The 20,869-nt window shown below is 42.3% G+C and carries 18 protein-coding genes; 16 read left to right on the top strand and 2 right to left on the bottom strand.

Annotation, left to right across the window (positions count from 1 at the left end):
* Nucleotides 1-28: 28 nt before the first annotated feature.
* From hrcA to R8389_RS04560, 15 genes are all read left to right on the top strand, one after another.
* A complete protein-coding gene (hrcA, locus tag R8389_RS04630) occupies nt 29-1,078 on the top strand; it encodes a heat-inducible transcriptional repressor HrcA (protein ID WP_317636876.1) in 1,050 nt (349 codons plus the stop codon).
* Nucleotides 1,079-1,090: 12 nt separating this feature from the next.
* The gene (gene grpE, locus R8389_RS04625) at nt 1,091-1,684 is read left to right on the top strand and encodes a nucleotide exchange factor GrpE (RefSeq protein ID WP_317636875.1); all 594 of its coding nucleotides are present in this window, start codon (nt 1,091-1,093) and stop codon (nt 1,682-1,684) included.
* Between the two features lie 18 nt (nt 1,685-1,702).
* A complete protein-coding gene (dnaK, locus tag R8389_RS04620; protein WP_317636874.1) occupies nt 1,703-3,559 on the top strand; it encodes a molecular chaperone DnaK in 1,857 nt (618 codons plus the stop codon).
* 76 nt (nt 3,560-3,635) lie between these two features.
* Complete coding sequence (dnaJ, locus tag R8389_RS04615; RefSeq protein ID WP_317636873.1) at nt 3,636-4,772, top strand: molecular chaperone DnaJ; 1,137 nt, start codon at nt 3,636-3,638, stop codon at nt 4,770-4,772.
* Between the two features lie 140 nt (nt 4,773-4,912).
* Nucleotides 4,913-6,751 (top strand): translation elongation factor 4, encoded by a 1,839-nt coding sequence (gene lepA / locus R8389_RS04610; protein ID WP_317636872.1) that lies wholly within the window; start codon nt 4,913-4,915, stop codon nt 6,749-6,751.
* 60 nt (nt 6,752-6,811) lie between these two features.
* A complete protein-coding gene (gene recJ, locus R8389_RS04605) occupies nt 6,812-9,088 on the top strand; it encodes a single-stranded-DNA-specific exonuclease RecJ (protein WP_317638252.1) in 2,277 nt (758 codons plus the stop codon).
* A gap of 90 nt (nt 9,089-9,178) precedes the next feature.
* Complete coding sequence (locus R8389_RS04600; protein ID WP_317636871.1) at nt 9,179-9,706, top strand: adenine phosphoribosyltransferase; 528 nt, start codon at nt 9,179-9,181, stop codon at nt 9,704-9,706.
* A 185-nt stretch (nt 9,707-9,891) separates the two neighbouring features.
* Nucleotides 9,892-10,389 (top strand): GNAT family N-acetyltransferase, encoded by a 498-nt coding sequence (locus tag R8389_RS04595; protein WP_425604668.1) that lies wholly within the window; start codon nt 9,892-9,894, stop codon nt 10,387-10,389.
* 499 nt (nt 10,390-10,888) lie between these two features.
* Nucleotides 10,889-11,065: a hypothetical protein gene (locus tag R8389_RS04590; RefSeq protein ID WP_317636869.1), complete on the top strand. Its 177-nt coding sequence runs from the start codon at nt 10,889-10,891 to the stop codon at nt 11,063-11,065.
* Nucleotides 11,062-11,367: a hypothetical protein gene (locus R8389_RS04585; RefSeq protein WP_317636868.1), complete on the top strand. Its 306-nt coding sequence runs from the start codon at nt 11,062-11,064 to the stop codon at nt 11,365-11,367. Before R8389_RS04590 ends, R8389_RS04585 begins: the two co-directional genes overlap by 4 nt.
* 419 nt (nt 11,368-11,786) lie before the next feature.
* Entirely contained in the window at nt 11,787-12,308 is a 522-nt protein-coding gene (locus R8389_RS04580; protein WP_317636867.1) for a hypothetical protein, read from the top strand.
* 192 nt (nt 12,309-12,500) lie between these two features.
* Entirely contained in the window at nt 12,501-12,761 is a 261-nt protein-coding gene (locus tag R8389_RS04575; RefSeq protein WP_317636866.1) for a hypothetical protein, read from the top strand.
* Nucleotides 12,762-12,918: 157 nt separating this feature from the next.
* On the top strand, nt 12,919-13,197 hold the full coding sequence (locus R8389_RS04570) for a MerR family transcriptional regulator (RefSeq protein WP_317636865.1): 279 nt from the start codon (nt 12,919-12,921) through the stop codon (nt 13,195-13,197).
* A gap of 362 nt (nt 13,198-13,559) precedes the next feature.
* Nucleotides 13,560-14,330, top strand: coding sequence for an SDR family NAD(P)-dependent oxidoreductase (locus R8389_RS04565; RefSeq protein ID WP_317636864.1), 771 nt, complete (start codon nt 13,560-13,562; stop codon nt 14,328-14,330).
* A 21-nt stretch (nt 14,331-14,351) separates the two neighbouring features.
* Nucleotides 14,352-14,615, top strand: coding sequence for a winged helix DNA-binding protein (locus R8389_RS04560; RefSeq protein ID WP_317636863.1), 264 nt, complete (start codon nt 14,352-14,354; stop codon nt 14,613-14,615).
* 1,923 nt (nt 14,616-16,538) lie between these two features.
* Here R8389_RS04560 and R8389_RS04555 read toward each other — a convergent pair.
* Nucleotides 16,539-18,812 carry an HAD-IC family P-type ATPase gene (locus R8389_RS04555; RefSeq protein WP_317636862.1) on the bottom strand — a complete coding sequence of 758 codons (2,274 nt, stop codon included), beginning with the start codon at nt 18,810-18,812 and terminating at the stop codon, nt 16,539-16,541.
* Nucleotides 18,813-19,054: 242 nt separating this feature from the next.
* Here R8389_RS04555 and R8389_RS04550 point away from each other — a divergent pair, with 242 nt between their 5' ends.
* On the top strand, nt 19,055-19,387 hold the full coding sequence (locus tag R8389_RS04550; RefSeq protein WP_317636861.1) for a hypothetical protein: 333 nt from the start codon (nt 19,055-19,057) through the stop codon (nt 19,385-19,387).
* A 60-nt stretch (nt 19,388-19,447) separates the two neighbouring features.
* Here the strand turns inward: R8389_RS04550 and eno are convergent, their stop codons facing one another.
* A complete protein-coding gene (gene eno / locus R8389_RS04545) occupies nt 19,448-20,734 on the bottom strand; it encodes a phosphopyruvate hydratase (protein WP_317636860.1) in 1,287 nt (428 codons plus the stop codon).
* Nucleotides 20,735-20,869: the final 135 nt, after the last annotated feature.

Below are 20,869 nucleotides of genomic sequence, written 5' to 3'. Positions count from 1 at the left end.
AAGAGTGCTAAAAGTGAGGGCGATATCTATGTTGACCGAACGTCAAGAATTAATTTTAAAAACAATTATTAATGATTTTACCCAGACTAATGATCCGGTTGGTTCAAAAACGGTGATGATGCAGTTACCAATTAAGGTGTCGAGTGCGACGATTCGCAACGAGATGGCGGTCTTAGAAGACCAAGGTTTAATTGAAAAAACGCACCTGTCTAGTGGCCGCGTGCCATCAACTGAGGGTTACCGCTATTACCTTGATCATCTGGTAGAACCACTTCAAATTCCGTCTTCTGTCTATGAGCGGATTGTCAATCAGCTGGATCAGCCGTTTCACCAGGTTAATGAAATAGTTCAGGAAGCAGCCAAGATTCTCTCGGATTTGACTAATTATACGGCATTTGCGGAAGGGCCAGAGAGTAGTGACCTGACTATCACGGGTTTCCGGATTGTGCCTTTGTTTAGTAGACAGATTATGGCGATCTTGGTGACTAGTGACGGCAACGTCCATAACCAAGTTTATAGCTTGCCAACTAATATTCATGGCGATGAAATTGAGAAAGCTGTACGGATGATTAATGATGAGCTGGTAGGAAAGACCTTGAATGAGGTAACGCCTGCCTTGCTTAATCATAGTCTAGGCAAGAAGCTGACCAGCAACCATGCTGGTGACTTGTTGGAACTGGTTGAAGAGGTTATTAATGATGCGGCCAGTGAACAGATGTATGTCGACGGGCAGATTAACTTGCTCAACAGCTCATCGTTAAGTAATGTGGCCAATTTGAGGTCACTTTATGAGCTGATTGATCATAATGAGTTGATTTCCAGCTTAGTTGACCAGCGGACTAGTAGCCAAATTGGCCAACATCCCATCCGGGTTAGTTTGGGCTCGGAGCTTTCAAATGACTTGCTCAAGGACTACAGTTTGCTTACGGCAGAATACAGTGTTGGAACACATGGCAAGGGGGTAATCGCCTTGCTTGGTCCTAACAATATGCCGTATTCGCAGGTAATAGGACTATTAGAATATTTTAGGAATGAGCTAGCTAAGAAGCTACTGGAGTATTATGGTCGATTTAAATAAAGGAGGTTAGCCGTGAATAAAGAAAAAGACACTGGTGCTAAAGAACAGAAACAAGGGCAGCCAGAGCAGGCTAAGGTCAAAAAAACCGCTACGGCTAAAGCTAAAACTGCGGCGGCAACGGACCAAACACCCAAGACCACTGCTGAGCAGGTAAAAGCAGAATTGATTAAGGCCCAAAAGCAAAATCAGGACTTAGAAGACAAGTTCCTGCGCAGTCAGGCGGAAATGCAGAACATGCAAAATCGCTACAATAATGAGCGAAGCCAGCTGATTAAGTATGAGTCACAATCTTTAGCTAAGGATATTTTGCCAGCAATGGATAATTTGGAGCGGGCCCTGTCGACCAAGGTTGATGATGAGGCCTCTAAGCAGCTCAAAAAAGGGGTACAGATGACCCTTGACGCACTTGTTAAAGCCATGAAGGATCATGGTATCAGCGAAATCGCGGCAGCAGGCGGCAAATTTGATCCGACATTACACCAGGCTGTTCAAACAGTTGAAGCGGAAAATGATGATCAAAAGGACACCGTTGTCCAAGTCTTACAAAAAGGCTATTTATATAAAGATCGAACTTTAAGACCAGCAATGGTCGTTGTTGCACAATAGGTGAAAGGAAGTTTATCAATGTCAAAAGTTATCGGAATTGACCTCGGAACAACCAACTCAGCAGTAGCTGTTTTAGAGGGTAAAGAACCAAAAATCATTACTAATCCAGAGGGTAATCGGACTACTCCATCTGTAGTCGCTTTTAAAGATGGTGAAATTCAGGTTGGTGAAGTTGCCAAGCGGCAAGCGATCACTAACCCTAACACAATTTCATCCATCAAGCGACACATGGGTGAGGCCGATTACAAGGTCAAGATTGCTGATAAAACTTATACACCGCAAGAAATTTCGGCAATGATTTTGCAATACATCAAGAAGTTTTCTGAAGATTACTTAGGTGAAAAGGTTACAGAAGCAGTTATTACGGTCCCAGCTTACTTTAATGACGCACAGCGGCAAGCAACTAAAGATGCTGGTAAGATTGCTGGCCTAGAGGTTAAGCGGATTATCAACGAACCAACTGCATCATCCTTGGCATACGGTCTTGACAAGGATGCTGAAGATGAGAAAGTCTTGGTTTATGACCTCGGTGGTGGTACCTTCGATGTTTCCGTTTTGCAGCTGGGTGATGGCGTCTTCCAAGTCCTTTCTACTAATGGTGATACCAAGCTCGGCGGGGATGACTTTGATAACAAGATTATCGACTGGCTGATTAAGAACTTTAAGGACGAAAATGGCGTTGACTTGTCCAAGGACAAGATGGCCTTGCAACGGCTCAAGGATGCGGCTGAAAAGGCTAAAAAAGACCTGTCCGGCGTTTCCTCAACCCACGTCTCACTGCCGTTCATCTCAGCTGGTGAAGCGGGTCCACTCCACCTGGAAGCCGACTTAACCCGGGCTAAGTTTGATGAATTAACCGCCGATTTAGTTGACCGGACCAAGGTCCCATTTGATAATGCCTTAAAGGATGCGGAGCTGACTGTCGGTGACATCGACAAGGTAATCTTAAACGGTGGTTCAACTCGTATTCCAGCTGTTCAAGAAGCCGTTAAGAAGTGGGCTGGCAAGGAGCCTGATCACTCCATTAACCCAGATGAAGCCGTGGCCCTTGGTGCTGCAATTCAAGGGGGAGTTATCTCCGGTGACGTTAAGGATGTCGTTTTGCTTGATGTTACACCACTGTCACTTGGAATTGAAACAATGGGCGGCGTCTTCACCAAGTTAATTGAAAAGAATACGACTATTCCGACTTCTAAGAGTCAAATTTTCTCAACTGCTGCTGACAACCAACCAGCTGTTGACGTGCACGTTCTGCAAGGTGAACGGCCAATGGCAGCTGACGACAAGACCTTAGGGCGCTTTGAATTGACAGACATTCCGGCTGCACCACGTGGTGTACCACAAATTCAGGTTACCTTCGACATTGATAAGAACGGGATCGTGAATGTTTCGGCTAAGGACATGGGGACTGGCAAGGAACAAAAGATTACCATCAAGAGTTCATCTGGTCTGTCCGACGAAGAAATTCAGAAGATGCAAAAAGAGGCCGAAGAACACGCTGAAGAGGATAAGAAGAAGAAGGAAGAAGTCGACTTGCGCAATGAAGTTGACCAACTGATCTTCTCAACGGAAAAGACACTGAAGGACACTAAGGACAAGGTATCTGAAGAAGATACCAAGAAGGTTCAAGAAGCCCTTGATGCTTTGAAGCAGGCCCAAAAGGATAATAACTTAGAAGAAATGAAGTCTAAGAAGGATGAACTTTCTAAGGTTGCTCAAGACCTGGCGGTTAAGCTCTACCAAGCTAATGGCGGTGACCAAGCTGCTGGTCAGGCTGGACCTGAAGCAGGTCCACAGAATCCAGGCGCCCAAGGTGATGCAAACAATGGTGCAACTGGTGATGGTGAGTTCCATAAGGTAGACCCAGACAAGTAAAGGGTTTATAATTGAATAAATCAGAAAAGAACTGCCGCGAAGTAGTTCTTTTCTTTTGAGAGTTAGGAGCGTTTAGATGGCACAGGAAGATTATTATGGCGTGCTGGGCGTTGACCGCAATGCCAGTGATAAGGAAATTAACTCTGCTTACCGGAAACTAGCAAAGAAGTACCATCCGGACATTAACCATGAACCGGGAGCCGAAGAGAAATACAAGAAAATCAACGAGGCCTACGAGGTATTGCATGACGAGCAAAAACGGGCCCAGTACGATCAATTCGGGTCTGCCGGTGTCAATGGCCAGGGCTTTGGTGGTGGTCAAGGTTATGGTGACTTTAATGACTTTGGCGGCTTTGGTGATATTTTCAATGACTTCTTTGGTGGTGCTAGTGGAGGTGGTCAGCGCCGGGCCGATCCAACTGCACCCGCGCGCGGTGAAGACCTTGACTACACATTGACAATCGATTTTATGGATGCGATTACCGGTAAAAAGACGCAGGTATCATACACCCGTAGTGAGACTTGCCAGACTTGCCAGGGCTCGGGGGCCGAAAAGGGTACTCATCCTGTTACCTGTGACAAGTGTAACGGGAGTGGCTATATGACGGTTACGCAGAAATCTGTTCTTGGCGTCATTCGCCGGCAAACGGTTTGTGACAAGTGTCGCGGCCGCGGTGTGGTTATCGAACATCCTTGCCAGACTTGTCACGGCCAAGGCGTTGTCCAAGGCAAGAATACAATTGAAGTCAACATCCCAGCCGGCATTGATAACGGGCAACAGCTACGCTATGAGGGTCAAGGCGAAGCAGGTAAGAACGGCGGCCCTTATGGTGATCTGTACATCAGTTACCAGATTAAACCGTCCAAGGACTTTGAGCGTAATGGTACGACCATTTATACCACAGTGCCGATTTCCTTTGCTCAAGCCACTCTGGGTGATGAAATCAAGGTTAAGACGGTACATGGCGAGAAGGAGTTAAAGATTCCGGCCGGCACCCAGCCCAACAAGCAGTTTACCCTGCGCGGTGAAGGTGTACCTTATTTGCGGGGCAATGGTAATGGTGACCAGGTGACAACCGTTCAGGTGCAGATTCCGCAATCAATTAATGAACAGCAGAAGGAAGCTTTAGTTGACTTTGTCAAGGCCGGTGGGGGCTCGATCTCACCACAAGAAAAAGGCTTTTTTGAACGACTAAAGGAAAAGCTGCAGTAAAGACTGAACTTAATTAAGGACTCACTTACAGTGAGTCCTTTTTGGATCCATGGATCAGGGAAAGATTCGTCCTATTTGATTTTATCCAACTGGTGAATTTGCTATAATAGGGTGATATAGATAAAGGGTGCAAGGATTTTATGGACATTAAGAAATTACAAGATTATCAAAAACATATTCGTAACTTTTCGATTGTAGCGCACATTGATCATGGTAAGTCGACTATTGCTGACCGTATTTTAGAGCTAACCGATACGGTATCAGAACGTCAGTTAAAAAATCAGATGCTGGACGATATGCCACTCGAACGGGAACGGGGCATTACGATTAAAATGAACTCGGTTGAGATCAAGTACCAGGCTCAGGATGGCGCCGATTATATTTTTCATTTGATTGATACACCGGGGCACGTTGACTTTTCGTATGAAGTGTCGCGGTCGCTTGCTGCCTGCGAAGGTGCACTTTTGGTTGTCGATGCTTCCCAGGGCGTGCAGGCCCAAACCCTAGCTAATACTTACTTGGCGATTGATAATGACCTTGAGATTTTGCCCGTAATTAATAAGATTGACTTGCCTTCAGCTGATCCGGACCAGGCCAAAGAAGAAATTACGGAAATGCTTGGGATTGATGCCAGCAATGCGGCTGAAGTTTCCGGCAAAACCGGGCAGGGCATTGCCGAATTGCTTGAGGATATTGTGCAAAATATTCCTGCGCCAACCGGCGACCTCACTGCCCCTTTAAAGGCCCTCATCTTTGACTCTAAATACGATGACTACCGCGGGGTAGTGCTGTCTGTACGGATTGAAGAGGGCACGGTTAAACCCGGCGACCAGATTAAGATCATGAATACGGGCAAGGAGTATGAGGTTACAGAGGTGGGTGTTTCAAGTCCCCACCCAGTCAAAAAAGATATTCTAATTGCTGGGGATGTTGGTTACCTAACTGCTAACATTAAGTCTGTGCGTGAAACGCGAGTCGGTGATACCATCACAGCAGCTGAAAATCCAACTGCAGAACCACTGCCAGGTTATCGGCAGATTCCGCCGATGGTTTATTCAGGAATGTATCCAGTTGATAATGCTAAGTATGACGACTTAAAAGAAGCACTGCAAAAATTCCAGTTAAATGATGCAGCGCTAGAATTTGAACCGGAAACTTCTACGGCTTTAGGCTTTGGATTCCGGTGCGGGTTCTTGGGTTTACTGCACATGGATGTGGTTCAAGAGCGACTGGAGCAGGAGTATGATATGGATTTGATCATGACTGCACCATCGGTTGACTATCACGCGATGATGAACGATGGTTCTACCAAGGTAATTGACAATCCAGCTGACTTACCAACGGCGGGTGAATATCAGGAAGTCCAAGAGCCTTATGTGAAAGCAGAGGTAATGGTGCCCAATGATTTTGTGGGTCCGGTAATGGAACTTTGTCAACGCAAGCGCGGCGACTTCGTTACCATGGACTACTTGGATAAATACCGGGTTAACGTGATTTATAATATGCCCCTAGCGGAAATTATTTATGATTTTTTTGATGATTTAAAATCGTCGACCAAGGGTTATGCATCGCTAGATTATGAAATCACGGGCTACCGTGCCACTGATTTAGTCAAAATTGATATCTTGCTGAATAAGCAGGTTATTGACGCCCTTAGTTTTATTGCTCACCGTGACGAATCCCAGAAGCGCGCTCGGCAAATGACGTCAATGCTGAAGAAGTTAATTCCGCGGCAGAACTTTGAGGTTGATATTCAGGGCGCAATCGGTGCCAAGATTATTTCGCGGGCAACCGTTAAACCATATCGTAAGGACGTTACGTGGAAAATTCATACTGGTGACCCGGATAGACGGGCCAAGTTGTTGGAGAAACAGAAGCGGGGCAAGAAACGAATGAAGTCTGTTGGCCGGGTTGAAGTTCCTCAGGATGCTTTTATGGCGGTTTTGAGGATGAATGATGATGACCTCAACAGCAAGTAGCCTAGAGAGAGCTTGCTGTGAACAAGCTAATTAAAAGAAAAGGGCTTAATTGAATAGATGATAGATTGGAAGCAGCGCTCAGGCACTGAATTAGCTCCTGAATTAGTAGCAGAGTATCAACTTAGCCCCATCACGGCTAAGTTGTTCTCTTTGCGCGGAATTAATACCGCGCCAAAGTTGGATTTTTGGCTTAATGCTAACGAAACAGACCTGGCTAGTCCCAGCCTGATGCATGACCTGGATAAGGCGGTAGAACGGATTAACCGGGCTATAGATGAAGGCGAAAAGATTACTATTTACGGTGATTACGATGCAGACGGTATCACGGCCACTAGTATCATGGTGGAGACACTGGGAATTCTTGGAGCAGATGTCCATTACTTTATTCCTGATCGCTTTAAGGATGGCTATGGTCCTAATATGGAAGCCTATCAGAGGATTGTGGCAAATGGTACTAAGTTGATTATTACGGTTGATAATGGAATAACTGGGCTTGATGAAGTTGCTTATGCGAATAGCCAACAGGTTGATACCATTATTACCGACCACCATAAGTTTCAAGCAGAGCTTCCAGACAGTTATGCGATTGTCCATTGTAACTATCCGGGGCAGGATTATCCGTTTGATGATTATTGCGGAGCTGGTGTTGCCTACACAATTTCCCGTGCGCTAATGCAGGATTCAATGCCTGAACTTTTGGAGCTAGCAATGATTGGAACCATTGGAGACATGGTCAAGGTTTCCGGTGAAGGACACATCATTGTCAAGCGGGGATTGGAAATAATTAATCAGACGGAGCGGCCTGGCTTGCGCGCCCTAATCAAAAATGCTGGTTTGAAAATAGGACAGATTAATGAAACTGATATTGGCTTTAACGTTGCGCCGCGGCTTAATGCAGTGGGACGTCTTGCTAATGCAAGTTTAGCTGTCGAATTACTGTTATGTGAAAATGATGAAGAAGCCCAAACAATCGCAGACCAGGTTGAAAAACTAAATGAAGAGCGCAAAGACTTAACCATGCGAGTTTATCAGTCATGCCTGAAACAGATTAAGCGTAATGGTTGGCAGTCCAAGAATACCCTGGTCATTTATGATCCTGACTTTCATGAAGGGGTGCTCGGGTTAGTGGCCAATAAGATTGTCGAAGAGGTTCACAAGCCAACAATTATTTTAACTAAAAACGAGGCGGGCCTGGTTAAGGGCTCAGGGCGGACATTGCCCGGCTTTAACGTCTTTGATGCGTTGAACCCGCTTAAGGAGGACTATTTGGTTAAGTTTGGTGGCCATGACTTTGCCTGTGGTCTGTCAATGGAAGCCGACAAAATTTCACCATTTAGAGCAGCTTTTGAAGCTAGCTTCAAGGGTACGAAAGAGCTTCCGACCAAGTACTATGACTTTGAATTGCCATTGGCGGGCCTCAGTCTTGAAACAATTACAGACATCGAAACAGCTGGCCCTTTTGGTACCGATAACGTCCAGCCGATTTTTAGTATTTCGCAGCCAGAAATTGCTAGTTGCTTTTATATGGGCCAGGAGAAGAACCATATTCGTTTGACTGTTGCTAAAAACGGTGGCAATCTGGAAGTGGTTGGTTTTAACCAAAAGGACCTAACCCGGGTGCTACTAACCTATCTTGACCAGTTGTTCATCCAACTAGGTAAGAATAGCTACCGCAAGCAGGTCAAACTGCAGGGCATCTTGACGGGAATTAGCTTTACGGCGCCGGCAGTTAGTCTGACCACTCCAGTGGTTGACCTGCGTCACGAAAAATACGTCATGGGTTTTGCAGATAGTTATCTGTTATTTGACAAGCAAAATCAGACACTTGCTAGCAGTATGTATGGCTTGGATCCAGCAAAAATCATGCCCATTAGTGATTATGACGGTAAGGGAGAAATGGCAGTCTTGCTAGATGTTCCCCATAATCAAAAAGAGCTGGATGAGGCGTTGACCAAGGACTACGGTCAGCTTTACCTGCGTTTTTTGCTTGATCGTTTGCCTGTTCAAAGCATTCCAGCTAAGTCGGCCTTTGCTGCTGTTTTACGTTATGTCTATCAGCACCCCGGCTTGACAATTGACGATTTCCGCCAGGTGGCCCGGTTTTTGGGACTTGCCTATAACAGTGTGCTTTTCATTTTACGGGTCTTTTTTGAATTAAACTTTATCCGCTTAGACCAGGATAAAATCATGGGAGTTAAAAATCCGCCAACTAGACCATTGACCGCATCTAAGTACTTTTTGGGAGTGAGTGCACAAGTCAACTTCGCCCAGGAATTACGGCAAATGGCCAGCTCTAAGTTATTAATGTACGTGAACCAGCAATTACGTTTGCATTAATTTGAATCATTTAATGCTTTTAGGGCAAAAGTCTGTTAGAATGATTAAGTTCAAGCAGGCAATAAAGGTTTTGGAGGTTTTTTTCTTCTTATGTTAAACGATTTTGAAGAACATATTGCAAGTGTTAAGGATTTTCCCAATCAGGGGATTGTTTTTCGGGACATTACGCCCATTTTACAAGATGGAAAATTGTTTCAAGCGGCCACACACAAGTTAGCTGATTACGTTAAGAGCAGAAATGCTGACGTTATTGTTGGACCTGAGGCTCGTGGCTTTATTGTAGGGTGTCCCGTAGCAACTGAATTGGGGATAGGCTTCGTGCCCGCTAGAAAACCGCATAAGCTGCCCCGTGAGGTTGAACGTGCTTCCTATGACTTGGAGTATGGTTCAAACAGTTTAGAAATGCACAAAGACGCAATTAAGCCAGGGCAAAGAGTGGTCATCTGTGATGACTTGTTAGCTACTGCTGGTACACTACGGGCCTGCAAGCAATTAGTTGAAGACTTAGGTGGGAACCTGGTTGGTGCAGCTTTTTATATTGAATTACCAGATTTAAAAGGCAAGGAAAAATTGCCTGGACTTGATATTTATTCCCTGACCAAGTTTCATGGAGCATAAAAATTTACTATCAGGCACTGTTTTTGTTGAAAAAGTTGGAGATTGGCGACTAGCCAATCTTTTTTACTAGAAAAAATTATAGTAGTATTAGGTCAAATTTTTTTACAATTCTCATACAAGTATATATAATGGTACGGTATTTCAAAAAGGGAGAGTAAAATAATTTGCAATTAAGAAAAGCAACAATGGCTGATTTTGACCAAGTTATCACCATTTTAAAAGACGGAGCCAACCAGTTAGCTGAGCGCGGTGTTGACCAGTGGCAGGGCGATTATCCGTCCCTGAACCAGGTTAAAGAGGATATTGAGCATGGTTGGGCCTATTTGGCCCTCTCAGCTGATGAAGAAACCGTCGGCGCCATTGCAATCGTTGATGCCCCAGACCCGGCTTACGACCAGTTAAATGGTGAGTGGCTTAGCAATACTGACCAGTATGTGGTCATCCATCGGGTAGCTATTCATTCTCAGCATGCTGGTAAAGGCTATGCAACCCAACTATTAAGTTCGGTTATTGATAATATCAAGACCAAGCGAGCTGATGTTGAGTCGATTCGGATTGATACGCACGAAGACAACCACGCGATGCAGCACTTAATTGCTAAGATGGGCTTCACCAAAGTCGGTACGCTTCACGGTGTTTATCGGCCAAAGGAAATTTCTTACGTCTATGAGCTAGCTAAATAATACTTAAAGCAAAAGGGCATTGAACAAGGTACCTTGTTCAATGCCTTTTTGTACCCTAGCGCTATTGGGCTAGAGATTGTTTGACATCTTGATAATTATAAAATAATATTAATATAAAAACTGATATTTTATAAAAGCTATTTCAACATATTTTTGCTAGCAAGGCATAGCTGTAATTAGCCTAGTAAATATACCGCCATATCAAGGTTGGATTTGGTCCTGCAGAGTAATCTTTAGCTGGATAGCATGCACGATACAATTGGATGCAGCAGTTATAATTCAGAGTATTATTCAGAAACAGACAAATTGGTCAAAGCAGTCTGGAAACTAGTTAGAAAAATGCCCTACAAGTTTATTTTGTTGACGCAGCAACAGATAAAGTCTCAGAGAAACCTATAAGTCATTTTTATGCCTTTCCTGGTGCCGCGGCTACATTTAATGGCACCAATGATCGATATTTACAGTGTGGCACTCACGCATTACATTGCGAGGTAAAACAATGGATAAAAAAGCAAAGAGGATCGTATCCAAAACTTTTAGGAATAACGGCTGGATTGATGATGAAAACCGCAGGATTGACGCTTCAGATTTTGCTTATGCCAAAGAAAAAAGTTTTCTCAAGGTAGAAGGTAACTTAGTCATGGGCAACAAGATACGTTTATCGCTCATAAAATGAATGAAATCAAAAGTCACTTATATGATGAGGACTTTGATTTTTTTGATGTAATAGGTTCTGTTGACGACCTATTCTCATCTTCTTATCAAACAAAAAGTGTAATAAGTGATTTATGGGGATTGCTATTGCAAATGTTTTTGGGTACTAACGACTATGAGAATAAAACTACTGCATTGTTCGCAATGTCTGATATTATAAACTATGCAAGGAAAACTCGATTATCTCTTGATCTGGATCCGCTTAAGCAGTGGCGTAAATCTCACGATATAGAAACATCATCATTGGAAGTGATTGAATGTTAGATTGGCATATTTATCTGACACTGATGGAAGTAAACCTTCTCTGGTGCTCACGGATACAGCAATTCGAATAGCGAAGGTAACTATGAGAGAAATCCCTAGAAAAAGTGACTTAATTACAAAGATGCAGAATCTAATATCGGGACATGAAAGTAGGAAAACTGTTTCTGAGTGGGCGTTTGATATTTATAATGATGATTCTTTAAGAATCTCAGACCCAATGATATCTAATTATTTGGAAATGTTAGGCGCGGTGGATTTCACCATCCTCAGATAGAAACTACTTATATACAGAAGAGGATTTTCGGGAATGGATAAGTGAATTACATCGTTCCTGATCGCATTAAAGGGGGATTTTCTTAGTTTATTGTTCAGATGAAACCAGTAGGAGACTTTCCTAAAGTCTATTGTGGGGTGGCAAGGTGTCCGTAAAAGAGGCTCTCGATAAGTATAAGAACAGCTTTGATAGTCTGTCTCAAGCCTTTGTTGAAGAATATCTTTCATACGGTATGACGGAGGAAGAAGCTAAAAGCGACATACAACAGCGGATACTTCCCGGTTCGGTGGTGGATAGGATACCAACACTGGATGCGGGCGTGTATCAAGCAGCCTCCCTGCTCTTGAAAGAGAGGTTCTTGTATGCCGGTTCCTGGCAAGACATCGGAGAGACCTTTATCAGCGTTAATGAGATGGCCGAATTGGTCGATAAACCTCACTTTAGGGATTGGGTTGCATCCATGAGGGACAATTGGGAGAGTTCCGCTCCGGCCATGTATCCTGACAGTCGTTTATCGCTTCTCTCTGTGATGAGCCAGGATGAGGGTGATTACACGCTTGCTGTGTGGAATAATCCTGCAGAGCCCGAGATATGGAGATACTCAGGCCAAGGCGAGCATAAGTTCAAAGACCTACTAGCCTGGTTCAACTGGCTCAATGGGAATTAAGTAAGGCAGGGAAGCAGGCAGTGATCAGACAATAAGGCGCACAGACCTTTGCACTACCGGATATTTTTGAAGTTATCGTGATGCAAGCTCTTTAAAAAAGTTAACAAACTATTGAGAATAGCAAAAACATAGAGATAAATAGCTTTATAACAGTATCAGAGTTCGACTTGGGGGTGCGTGCAGGTGGCCGGAATGCAAGAACATGACATTGCCGTCGCCTATTTTCTATCTATCAGCAATCTCGAAACCATGGCTGACACAAGTTTTAGTAAAAACGTAGCTAAAACAATAATGACGCAGAAGGCAATGAGCCAAGATCTAAGCCAATTTATAAGAGGAAAACTCTATCCTCTAGCATTGACTAATGTCAATACCAAAGAAATTATTGCTGTGGTGATTAAAAAGTTGAGATATTTGCTGACAATTAATCGCTTGTTCTCGGTTGGCATATAATTCCTTTATTTGTATATGATATACATTTGTAGATAATATACATCAATTATACATTTATGGCACAAATTGTCAACTTCGTTCCTTCTTGAGATATGCTGACATTTAGAAAAATATCGAGGAGAATACGTATGCTGATTGATATTGCATTACTTAAAAAATGTCTGTTTCCATTGATGAAGCAGCTAACATTACCGGTGTTCCAATCAGAAAATTACGCTATTGGGAAGAAAAATGGATCATCAACAGTGTTGATGAAGGTCCGAATAAAACCAGAAAATTTGATTACTACGAAATCAAAAAGATCATTCTGATACATGAGCTTATGGTTGAAGGCTATACCTTAGAAAAATCAGCGGGGAAAGTAGCGCCCCGTATTGAAACTCTCCAAAGGGCTTTCGATAAAATGGAAGAACAACAAAAATCAGAAGAAGCATAGGTGAAAAAGATAGTTGCTTGGAATTTCAAGTTGATTCAGGAATTTATTTCCTAGAGAATTGAATTATTTGAAAACCAGGCGCAAATTTTTATTTATGAATAAAAAAATGGATAAGAAAATCTGCTTATTTATTTTAACTATCTAAGCAAAGATAAATAGAAAAGCACTCGTGAGAGTGCTTTTTTGATATCCAAGTGGATATGAATGCTGCTGAGAAATGTGTCGTTGAATGACCCAAAAAACGTCTAATAGTATAGATAGACCGAGATAAAGCTTTTCACCAAAAAACCTGTCTTACTTAAATAAAAATATGACAATATGTGACTAGATATAAATGTCTGATCACATAAAGGAGTTTAGAAATGAAATCATATGTCCTTATAACAGGAGCCTCATCAGGTATCGGAAAATCTTTTGCTGAATATTATGCAAGACAAGGTTGTTCTTTGGTTGTAGTAGCTAGATCAAAAAATAAGTTAGATAAATTTAAAATATTAATGGAAAACACATACGGAATAGAGATTGTGGTAATACCTCAAGATTTATCTATTCCAGGTGCTGCTCAAAAAGTGTTTGATTTGACAAAGGAATTAAATATTAATGTAGATACACTAGTTAATGCTGCAGGTTTTGGATTAAATGGATTGGTTCATGACATTGCGTATAATGAACAACATAATCAAATAGTAGTAAATGTGTTGTCCTTATTTGACTTAACAAAACTTTTTTTGTCAACAATGAAAGAAAATAATCAAGGTACAATAATTAACATTGCGTCTAGTTCAGCTTACCATCCAATTCCTAGTATGGCTGTTTATGCAGCAAGTAAAGCTTTTGTTTTGTCTTTTACTGAAGCACTAGCTATTGAAACTAAGGATAATCATATTCAAGTCATTGCAATGAGTCCAGGAGCAACTGATACCAACTTTTTCTCAGCTGGCAAGGGAGTTGCTTACGGACAGCTGCGCACTCCAGAACACGTAGTCGAGGAAACAATAAAAGCACTTCGCAAAGGAAAAATATCCAAGATAGATGGAGCTAACAACTATTTTACTAGTACGTTTTTGCCCAGAATGCTACCTAGAAAGGCAATGGCGAAGATGGTATATAATATAATGAAAAAAACAAGGTAACTAAAGAGGGTTGAATTTTAAATGAATAACATTGAAGAGTTGAGGTATTTAATTAAGGCAGCGGACAAAGAAGGTGAAGCCCAATTTGCTCGTATGCTAGTTCCACTAGACGTTACACCCAGTCAAAATGAAATTCTGAAAATTTTATCGAAAAATAATGGACTGTCTATCGCTCAAATTGGAGATATGCTTATATGTGGTTCTGATAATCCAAGTAGGCTTGTAGAACGTCTTTTAAACAAAGGTATGATTGAAAAAAGAAAAATTCAACTGATACTCGGGTAAATAATATTTATTTAACCTCAAAAGGGAAAAAAACACTTATAGGAACTACCGAAATAGAGGACAATTTCAATCGAATTATAAAAAAACAGTTGAATAATCAAATAAAAATAAGCACTTTGATTTCAGTTCTTCGTGGGCAAGTTGAGGGGACAAAAACTTTCGCGAAAATTGAGCACAGAAAATAGTAGAATGTGATATAAAATCAAAGAAATTAGTTTGTAGAGAGATGCTTTTATCTATTTTTTTCTTCACGATTGGCTGATAGAAGAGGAAAATGTCAATAGCAGCAATTAATGTTGCTGGAAAGGTAATATCTAAGTTGGTCCAGCTGATTTATGTCTTCAACCTTTTTAGGCGATTTGTTCATCGAAGGTCGGCCTCGCTGGGCAAAGAGCGCAATTAAGTCCGCCTTCATGAAACATTTTTTTAAAGTGGCAATTTTGAAGAAAATAACGGTATTTGTTTGGTCTAGTCATGTTCTATCCACTAGTTAAAGACTGAAGCCTAAATTGACCACGATAAGTTTGATGTGTGCTGAATTTTAATTTTTGTCAAAACTCTAGTATAAATTGTTTGGTGTGATCCAGTACCAATTATTTGGGCCATAGAGCGGCTGCTGTAGCCACTATTAATCAAGTTAGTTCCTTTTGATTTTCGTTAGACGGCAACTTTAACCACAGTAAAACCCACTAGATTGATTTAGATTCAAGCTAGTGGGTTAACTTCATGTGTTAGGACTGTACTATTTTTTAATATTTATAATTCCAACTATACAAATAACTATGATTAATGCTAAAAGAATTATGGATGTTATTGGTCTAGTTTGCATAAGAGCCATTACTAATAAAGATAGTGATGCTATACTTAAAAAAGCTGGCAATAATTTAGAATGCATTTTAATATCTCCTACACTTAAAATCTCTGCATATATAAGCGTAACATCCATATCAATTAGTGTAAATAGATAGATCCACAGTTCTAACAATAGCTTTTGAAATCAAAGTTTAGAATTAGACCTTAAGATTATTTCATGGTCGCTAAGGCCGTATTCCACTAGCTAATTGGTATACGGCCTTTTAGTAAAAACTTGCTTGAGCTCGTCTAGAACATACGTAGTCTGCAGTTGTTGGCTGGCCGTGTAGCTGATGAATTTCATTGCTATAATGGTTACTTAAAGGAAGAAAAATAAATGCGATCACTCATTGATATTTATTTTTAGAATTGATTTGTGCAGAAAGTGAACAAGATAATGCTCGGCTTAACAAAAAAGTGAAAACTCAGTTAACAACAAGGAGTAATATCTTTTGAAGACGAGCAAAATTACCAAAGATCTTTTGACGATTTATTGGAATTCGGTTAGCGGGCGAGTGCCCGATCAAACTTTTTATGTTTAGGATAGTAATCTTGATTTTTCACTTAGTTTCTGGGAAAAGGAGACAACTGCCAAAAAATATAAATTATTTGGTGATGATCGGGTGGTTTGGGTCTGGGATTTAAAAGTGAGTAAATTTCCTCCAGACTGGCGGAAAGCGATGAAGAGAAACCTCCTTTATTTCAGACAGGGGGGCGAGTTTAACTTGGTGCAGTTTAGAGGGTTATTTTGAAGATTGGCCAGCATTATTTGATCCAGCAAAATCCGAGGTCTTCTATGCTTTCGCTTTTTATAACGATTTTGACTGTCACACGGATTTAGATTGCCCTTATACTTCACTTTCAAAAGAAGATTTGAAATCACTGCAGGAGTTATTACGAAGACCCATTTATTCTTTAAAAGAAATTATAGGTTAATTATTTATAAAAGCAGACGACAATAACGGCTTTTTTGAGACCAAGAAAGAGGAGCAAATTTCAAAGCGAGCTGATTTTAACACACGCAAAAACGCTCAAATACGTTGATTCAAAAGTATTTTGAGCGTTTTTTATTTATCTATTCTTCATAATCGGCTGATAGAAAAGATCAATGACAATAGCTGCAAGTAGGGCAACTACGAAGGTTATTCCCAAGTTAGTCCAGTTGATCTGAGTCATGGCGATGCCGCAGAGGGCGAGGATCACGGTTAGGATAATGTCTCCTAACTGGGTCAAGGCCACCGCCTTAGACGGATAATCCTGCCAGAAGTACCGCTTGGTCCGGGTGATCAGAATAATGAACATGGCACTGAGGACGAGGAAGACATAGACCATAGTCGAAATAGTGCCGTGCGACCAGCCATGGGTGTTCAGGTAGGCAATTGCGGCAATCCCGATAATGGTCCAGCCGGAAGCAAGAGAAAAGGCGATCTTGGCCAGCTTAGCCATGTTCCAGTTTTCCGGCTTGTAAGTAATTTGAGCGCGGTCGGTTCCAATCATCATCGTGACCATATTGTTCATGATGGTGTAGATGACCATTGCGTTTAAGGCCATTGGAATGTAGTCGAAGAAGAGGTAACCAAAGGTAAGGATCATGGTTAGCTGGGCCGTTCTGGCTAGCTTGGTCAGTGACCAGGTGGTCATGCGTTGATAGACGCGGTGGCCTGCATCGAGGATTTTAACGATTGAGGAAAGGCCATCAGTTAGTAAAACCATTTTACCAGAGCGTTTGGCCACATCAGCGGCATTAGAAACGGCGATACCGACCTCGGCTTGCTTCAGGGCAGGCGAATCGTTAACGCCGTCGCCGGTCATGCCGACAATATAGCCCTGTTGCTGGAAGAACTTGACCATGCGCAACTTGTCTTCCGGTAAGACGTCGGCAATACCAGCTAACTTGCTAGTGTCGGTTTCATCAGAGAAATCGTGGATGGAAATCACTTGACCGCGCAAGTCGACTTCCTTAGCTACGGCAGCTGCAGTCTTTTGGTTATCACCAGTCAACATAATTGGCAAAACGCCGCGTTTTTTGAGTTCGGCCAAAGCTTCTTTGGAATCAGGGCGAACCTGGTCTTGCAGAATGAAGACCCCGGCCAGTTTATCATCGATTAACAGGGCAACAGAACGGCCAGCCCCAAAGTCAATTTCTTTAACCTTAGCGCTAGCACTAGGGTCGATCAGGGACAACTGTTTAAAGGAACCCAGTTTAATATTGTGGCCAGCAGCGGTTGCCATGGAGTAACCAGTAGCAGAAGTGAAGGGGGTGAAGTCACTGGCGCTTTGAACCGACAATCCTTGACTCTTAACATAGTCATCGATTGCACTGTCGATAATCTTTTGGTTCCGTTGGTCCGTAGCGGCGGATGCCAGTCCCAAAACTTGCTTGTTGTCTAGTTTGCTAAAGTTAGTCCAGCTAGCAACGGCGGTCTTGTTTTCCGTAATCGTGCCAGTTTTGTCCAGCAGCAGCAGGTTGAGATTGGCTGCATCTTGGATGCCCGTTAAGTCAGAAGTCAAAACTCCTTCCTTGCTTAACCTGGTCGCCTCAAAGGAGTTCGATAAGGCAAAGGTGGAAGGCATGGCAACTGGAATTGAGGCAATAAACATCATGGCCAAGAAGGGAAGCATATTGATAAGGTTCTTGAGGTCGCCGCCTTTAAAGAAGGAAGCAATAATAATTACTAAGGTTAAAACGCCATCAAGAACACACAAGTAGTAAATAATCTTGGTAAGTAGCTGCTGCAAGTGGCCAGGAGCTGCAGAGTTATTAATTAGGTTGATAGTCTTACCAGACCGAGAATTAGAGCCAGTGGCGGTAACAAGGGCCAGACCGCTGCCTTCAGTGACCGTTGTGCCAGCGTAGACCGGATCTTGCGGGTTCTTGCGGACTGTCTTGGCTTCACCCGTAATGGAGCTTTCGTCAGTTGAAATTTGCCCGTCAACTAGCCGCAAATCGGCGGCAAGGACGTCGCCGGCCTGTACACTGATTAGATCGCCAGGAACCAGGTATTTTGAATCAATATTTTGCCACTTGCCATCACGCTCAACTGAGACTGTCGGCGTTAACTTGTGCGAAATATTGTTCAACACACGTCGTGATTGCTTTTTCTTCGACGCACCATTCCAAGCCGCAAACAATAGCATTAACAACACGAATAATGATTGAATCCATTTGCCCAAGATACATTCTAAAAGTAAGGCCGCTTCTAAAATCCAGGCAGATAGGTTCCATAACTTCGATAAAAACTCCTTGAAAAAGTTAAATTGCGGTTCTGGCACCTCATTTAAGCCATTCTTGGTCAGAAGTTTTTCTGCTTCGGCTTGACTCAAGCCACTAATTTTTGCTGACATAGTTTTCCTTCCTTATTACTAATACTTCATCTAAATTAGCACAAATGCCGCCTTTTTTCTAGCAAATGAAACGCTGACCAGCAAAGTAGTGCTTTTAAGTAATGACAGGCAAAAAGGCAATTTTAAGTTTATTTAAAGAGCCTTGTTAATAACAGTAAGATTAGAATAAAATGATTTTAGAAAATCAAAAATCTAAGCTTAAAGCTACGAATTAAGAGCTGATAGTGTGGAGGAGAAAAGTTATGTTAAAGGATATCTTAATTACTGCTTACATTCTCTTGCAAATTGCAGTCGGGCGGGTGGCTTTCGACAATTATTCGGTGACGGATCGCATTAAGCAAGATCTCCCGGAAACAGTTAGTTATGCCAAAGTTCCAAAAAGCAATCTAGATTACCGCAATGTCCGGATAATTGATCCCGCAACCGGCAAGGAACTGCCGTACCGCCTCAAGCGGGTTGGAGGATACGATCCAAGTAGACAATACATTGCAATTGAGCACAAGGGCCAGTATGTACGCCAGATTGACTACATTTCAAAGCAGAAATTCTTAAAGGCGGTTGATAAGTCCGACTAATGATAATTTAGGGTACAAAAAAAGCTTGCAAAGCTGCAAGCTTTTTAAGATTAGCTAAAACTAATCCTTGTCAACGCTGTCTGGGAAAGTAGCCAAACGCTCACCATCACCGAGTTCTTCTTCGATTTCAAGTAAACGGTTGTACTTTTCAACACGTTCTGACCGGGCAGGGGCACCAGTCTTAAGTTGACCACCGTTGATTGCAACCGCAAAGTCAGCAATAAAGGTGTCGCCGGTTTCACCTGAACGGTGAGAAATCATGGTATTGTAGCCATTCTTACGTGAAAGACGGATAGTTTCTAAAGTTTCAGTCACAGTACCGATTTGGTTCAGCTTGATTAATGAAGCGTTACCGGCACCTTCCTTGATAGCCTTAGTCAAAAGCTGAGGGTTAGTACAAATGAAGTCATCCAAAACAACTTGCAATCTATCTTGATGAGTTTGGGTGAAGTTAATCATGCCGTCAACGTCATTTTCGTCATATGGGTCTTCAATTGAAATTAATTCAGGGAATTCATTAAGCAGCTTGTCATAGTAAGCACCTAATTGGCCACCGTCAAAAACCTTGCCTTCAAAGTGGTACTTGCCGTCTTCTTTGTTGAAGAACTCGGAAGCAGCACAGTCACAGGCAATCGCAATGTCTTCACCGGGCTTATAACCAGCCTTAATAATGGCATCGTGAAGAGCTTGAAGAGCTTCTTCTGAGTTCTTCATGTTAGGTGCAAATCCACCTTCATCACCTAAGCCAGTTTCGTAACCCTTGTCTTCTAGCACCTTTTTCAAAGTGTGGTAGGTGTTAACGATCTTCTCAAAACCATCACGGAATGAAGTCTTCTTAACTGGGGTAATCATGAATTCTTGAACATCGATACCGTTGTCAGCGTGCTCACCACCGTTAATTACATTGTGGAAAGTTTGTGGCATTTCCAGGTCAGTTCCGCCCAGGTAACGGTATAAAGGTTGGTGACTGTCTTTAGCAGCAGCAGCAGCAGTTGCCATTGACACACCTAAGATAGCATTAGCACCAAGCTTGGCCTTGTTTGGAGTACCATCTAATTCAATCATTACACGGTCAATATTTGCTTGATCGTGTGGGTCCAAACCCTTTAAAGCCTTAGCAATTTCATTGTTAACGTTGGCAACTGCCTTGGCCACACCTTTGCCGCCAACCCGTTTGCCGCCATCACGCAATTCAACTGCTTCATTTTCACCAGTTGAAGCACCTGATGGAACTTCAGCCTTACCAACAACACCATTTGAAAGAGTGACAAAAGCCTCTACAGTTGGGTTGCCACGTGAATCATAGATTTCCAGTGCATGAACATTTTCAATGACTGATTTTAACATCTAAAAACCTCCTAAAAATAAATGCTGTACTAAAAGTTAGTACATACATTAGTGGAGCCTGCGCTCCAACACTCCATGACAAATTTTAGCCTAAGTTTGTGATTATGTAAACATTTGTAAACGATTTCTAAAGTT

Source organism: Lactobacillus xylocopicola, from assembly GCF_033096005.1.
Lineage (GTDB): Bacteria > Bacillota > Bacilli > Lactobacillales > Lactobacillaceae > Lactobacillus > Lactobacillus xylocopicola.
Note: the sequence above shows the minus strand (reverse complement) of the source record. Positions and strands in the feature narration are given on the sequence as shown.